This window comes from Calditrichota bacterium, assembly GCA_014359355.1.
In the GTDB taxonomy this organism is placed as follows: domain Bacteria; phylum Zhuqueibacterota; class Zhuqueibacteria; order JANLFK01; family Oleimicrobiaceae; genus Oleimicrobium.
This window is the reverse complement of the sequence record JACIZP010000161.1, coordinates 1-4,664: the sequence shown is the minus strand read 5'-3', so window position 1 is coordinate 4,664 and position 4,664 is coordinate 1. Positions and strand designations below refer to the sequence as shown.

The 4,664-nt window shown below is 60.6% G+C and carries 4 protein-coding genes; all 4 read left to right on the top strand.

What is annotated here, in order from left to right; translation table 11 throughout:
• Positions 1 to 192 (top strand): single-stranded-DNA-specific exonuclease RecJ (locus H5U38_06615; protein MBC7186691.1); only part of this gene is annotated, 192 nt, incomplete at its 5' end.
• 85 nt (positions 193 to 277) lie between these two features.
• The gene (locus tag H5U38_06610) at positions 278 to 1,204 is read left to right on the top strand and encodes a branched-chain amino acid transaminase (GenBank protein ID MBC7186690.1); all 927 of its coding nucleotides are present in this window, start codon (positions 278 to 280) and stop codon (positions 1,202 to 1,204) included.
• Between the two features lie 36 nt (positions 1,205 to 1,240).
• Positions 1,241 to 1,708, top strand: a complete 468-nt coding sequence (gene nusB, locus H5U38_06605) for a transcription antitermination factor NusB (protein MBC7186689.1) — start codon at positions 1,241 to 1,243, stop codon at positions 1,706 to 1,708.
• 73 nt (positions 1,709 to 1,781) lie between these two features.
• The coding region (gene secA / locus H5U38_06600) for a preprotein translocase subunit SecA (GenBank protein ID MBC7186688.1) at positions 1,782 to 4,664 on the top strand (2,883 nt) is incomplete at its 3' end.

Here is a 4,664-nt window from a genome sequence, read left to right as displayed (position 1 = left end):
GTTGGCAACAACCACCTCAAGCTCAAGGTGCGCCAGGATGGTATCGTCATCGATGCGATAGGGTTTAATCTGGGCGACCTCAGTTACCGGGTTGCTCCGGGGGAAGGGAATCTGGACATCGCCTACGTCATTGAGGAGAACGAATACATGGGGCACCAGATGCTACAGCTGCGCCTCAAGGACTTGCGGTGAGCGGCCGTACCGTTTTGCTATGGACAGGAGAATTGGACAGACCGGACGTGACCGAAGACCCTTGACCAGGACCAGGAGGTAAATCATGCACCCAGATGACGAGAAGGGCAAGATCTGGTTCAGCGGCAAGTTTGTCGATTGGAAAGATGCTACTGTGCATGTGATGTCGCACGCTCTGCACTACGGCTCGAGCGTGTTCGAGGGCGTGCGTTGCTACAAGACTCCGGAAGGGCCGGCGATTTTCCGTCTCAAAGATCACACGCGCCGGCTTTTTGATTCCGCCAAGATTAGTCGCATGGAGAACCCCATCACGCAGGAACAGAACAACCAGGCCTGCGTGGACGTCATCAAGGTGAACGGCTTAGAGTCCGCATACTTGCGGCCGATCGTCTTTCGCGGCTATGGGCAATTGGGGGTGGATCCGCGTGGATGCCCCATCGAGGTGGCAATTGGCGCCTTGAACTGGGGCAAGTATCTGGGGGAAGAGGCCATCAATGTCGGGGTGGACGTGCAGGTGTCGAGCTGGAATCGCATGGCGCCCAACACCTTGCCGGCACTGGCCAAGGCGGGGGCCAACTATCTCAATTCGCAACTGATCAAGTTAGAGGCCATCCACAACGGCTTCGTGGAAGGGATAGCTCTTGATGTGAACGGCTATGTGAGTGAGGGGAGCGGCGAGAACATCTTCTTGGTCAGGGATGGTGTGCTCTACACGCCACCGCTGACGGCCTCCATTCTGCCTGGGATCAGCCGCGACTCGGTGATGGTGTTTGCGCGGGAGATGGGCATCGAGGTGCGTGAAATGATGATCCCGCGCGAGATGCTGTACGTGGCCGACGAGGTCTTTTTCACCGGCAGCGCTGCCGAAATCAGCCCCATCAAGTCCATCGACCGCGTTCCCATCGGCAGTGGGAAGCGCGGACCGATTACGGCGCGTCTACAGGAGCGCTTCTTCGCCTACGTCAACGGAGAGTGCGAGGACTGCTACGGCTGGCGGACGGTGGTGCGGTAGGGACTAAAGCATCGAGCTCTTTGACGGATAGTGGTCATGGTTCACACACGGCGGGCGGCACGGGAGTTGGCGCTCCGTGCCCTCTATGCTGCTGAACTGAGCGGCCGGAGTGCTTCCGAGGTGCTGGCTGATCCCCTGGTCATGCGCCAGGTTGACGGGCAGCTGGCGGAGTTCATCCACCGCCTCGTGACCTTGACCCTGCAACACCGCGAGGAGCTCGACGCGTACATCGTTGCCAAGAGTACCAACTGGGACTTTGCCCGGCTGGCAGTCATCGACAAAATTGTCCTGCGCATGGCCGTGTGCGAATTCCTCCACTTCGAGGACATCCCGCCCAAGGTGAGCATCGACGAGGCCATCGAGATCTCGCGCAAGTACAGCACCGAGAAGAGCGACAAGTTCGTCAATGGCATTCTGGACGCGGTGCTCAACGAGTTGCAGGCCCGCGACATGATCGTTAAGAGCGGGCGAGGCCTGTTAGACCATTCGCCCCGTGCGGATTGAACTTCTGCCGCAGAGGGGCGTACAACGCATAGAGCTGCGACGCATTAGTGGCACTTGAGGAAAGTAACTTCGCATGGGAAACCTACTGACAAAGCTATTTGGTGACAAGCACACGCGCGATGTGGCGCGCATCATGCCCATTGTGCAGCAGATCAATGCCATCTACGAGACCCTGCACGAGCTGACCGACGAGCAACTGCGTGACAAGACCAAGCAGTTTCGCAGGCGCATCCAGGAGGCGACCGCCGGAGTCAGGGCCAAGCTCAATGAGCGGCGCGCACTGCTGACCACCGACGCGGTGGAGGGCGAGGAAGCGGTGCTCAAGGTCGACGCCGAGTCCTTGCGCCAGGAAATCGCGGCCTTGGAGAAGGAAGAAAACGAGATCATCGCGCGGGTGTTGGACGAGATCCTGCCGGAGGCCTACGCGGTGGTCAAGGAAGCCTGCCGCCGGCTGGTGGGCAAGAGCTGGAAGGTTTGCGACCACGACATCACCTGGGACATGGTGCCCTTTGACGTGCAGCTCATCGGCGCGGTTGTGCTCCACCAGGGCAAGATTGCGGAGATGGCTACGGGTGAGGGCAAGACCCTGGTGGCCACGATGCCGCTGTACCTCAACGCCCTGGCGGGCAAAGGCGCGCACCTGGTGACGGTCAACGATTACCTGGCCAGGCGCGACTGCGAGTGGATGGGCGAAATCTACAAATTCTTGGGCCTGACGGTCGATTACATTGCCAGCGACATGGAGCCGGAGCGGCGGCGGCGCGCCTACAACTGTGATATCACCTATGGCACCAACAACGAGTTTGGCTTCGACTACTTGCGCGACAACATGGCCATCCGGCGCGAAGACCAGGTACAGCGCGGCCATTATTACGCCATCGTCGACGAAGTGGACTCGGTGCTCATCGACGAGGCGCGCACGCCACTGATCATCTCCGGCGCCGTGGAACATTCCACCAACCTCTTTGCGGAGCTCAAGCCGCGCGTAGAGCAATTGGTGAAAAGCCAGACCCTGTTGGTCAACCGCCTGGTGGCCGAAGCCGAGCAGCTCCTGGAAAAGGGGGAGGAATACGAGGCAGGCATCAAGCTGCTGCAGGCATTGCGCGGCGCGCCGAAGAACAAGCGTCTGGCCAAAATCATGCAGGAAGTGGGGGTCAAGAGGCTCATCCAGAAGGTCGAGGCCGACTACATGCGCGACAAGCGCATGCACGAGATCGACGAGGAGCTGTACTTCTCCATCGACGAAAAGAGCCATGTGATCGACCTCACCGAGAAGGGGCGCCAGGCGCTGTCGCCCAACGACCCGGAGATGTTCGTGCTCCCGGATCTGGCCGAAGGGATCGGGAAGATCGAAAACGACCCCACGCTGTCGCCGGAAGAGAAGGCGGAGCGGCGGGCGCGTCTCGAGGAGGAATACGGCATCAAGAGCGAGCGCATTCAGAATATCTCGCAGCTGCTGCGTGCCTACTCCCTCTTCGAGCGGGACGTGGAATACGTGGTCTCCGAGGACGGCCGGGTGATCATCGTCGACGAGTTCACCGGCCGGCTGATGCCGGGGCGGCGCTACAGCGACGGTCTGCACCAGGCCATCGAGGCCAAAGAGGGGGTGCGCATCGAGCGCGAAACGCAGACGCTGGCCACCATCACGCTGCAGAACTTTTTCCGCCTCTACCACAAGTTGGCGGGTATGACGGGCACGGCGGTGACCGAGGCTGCAGAGTTTTGGGAGATCTACAAACTCGACGTGGTGGTCATCCCCACCAACGAGCCGGTGCGTCGCATCGACTATGAGGACCGCATCTACCGCACCAAGCGGGAGAAGTACAACGCCGTCATCGAGGAAATTGCGGCCATGCATGCGGCGCGTCGCCCGGTGCTGGTGGGCACCGTCTCGGTCGAGGTGTCCGAGACGCTTAGCCGGATGCTCAAGCGCCGGGGCATTCCGCACAACGTGCTCAACGCTAAGCATCACCAGCGCGAGGCGGAGATTATCGCCCGTGCCGGGCAGCCAGGGGCGGTCACCATTGCCACCAACATGGCCGGTCGCGGCACGGACATCAAGCTTGGCGCCGGGGTTGTCAAGCACCCCAATTGCGCCCTGGTGCGCCCGGACCCAGGGTCTGAGCCGTGTCCGTACCTGGAGGAGTATGACTGCTACAACGAGGTGCCGTGCGGGTTGCACATCTTAGGCACCGAACGGCACGAGGCGCGGCGCATCGATCGCCAGCTGCGCGGGCGGGCAGGTCGGCAGGGCGACCCTGGCTCTTCTCGCTTCTACCTCTCGCTGGAAGACGACCTCATGCGTCTCTTCGGCTCGGAGCGCATCGCCGCCATTATGGATCGGCTGGGGGTGCAGGAAGGCGAGGTCATCACCCATCCGATGGTCTCCAAGTCCATCGAGCGGGCGCAAAAGCGGGTGGAGGAACACAACTTTGACATCCGTAAGCACCTCCTGGAATATGACGACGTGATGAACCAGCAGCGCGAGGTGGTGTACAACCGCCGCAACTACGCCCTCAGCGGCCAAAACCTGCGGGAAGACGTGCTGGAGATGATGGAAGAGGTGATCGAAGACCGGGTGGATGAATACACCGCGGAAAGTCCATATCCAGACGACTGGAACTGGAACGGCCTCAACCAGGACTTGCGGCGCATCTTGTTGACTACGGTGACACGCGAGGAGTTCGAGGGTGATCGCATCAGCCGCGAGGAGCTCATCGACAAGATCCGCAGCAAGGCAATGGCGCTCTACGAGGCCAAGGAAAAGGCCCTGGGTGGTGCCTTGATGCGTCAGTTGGAGCGCTTTGCCATATTGCGCGCCATCGACGAGCAGTGGCGGGACCACCTCTATTCCATGGATGTAATGAAGGAGGGCATCGGCCTGCGCGCGTACGGGCAGAAGGACCCGTTAATCGAATACAAGAGCGAGGCCTTTAAGATGTTCTCCGAAATGCTT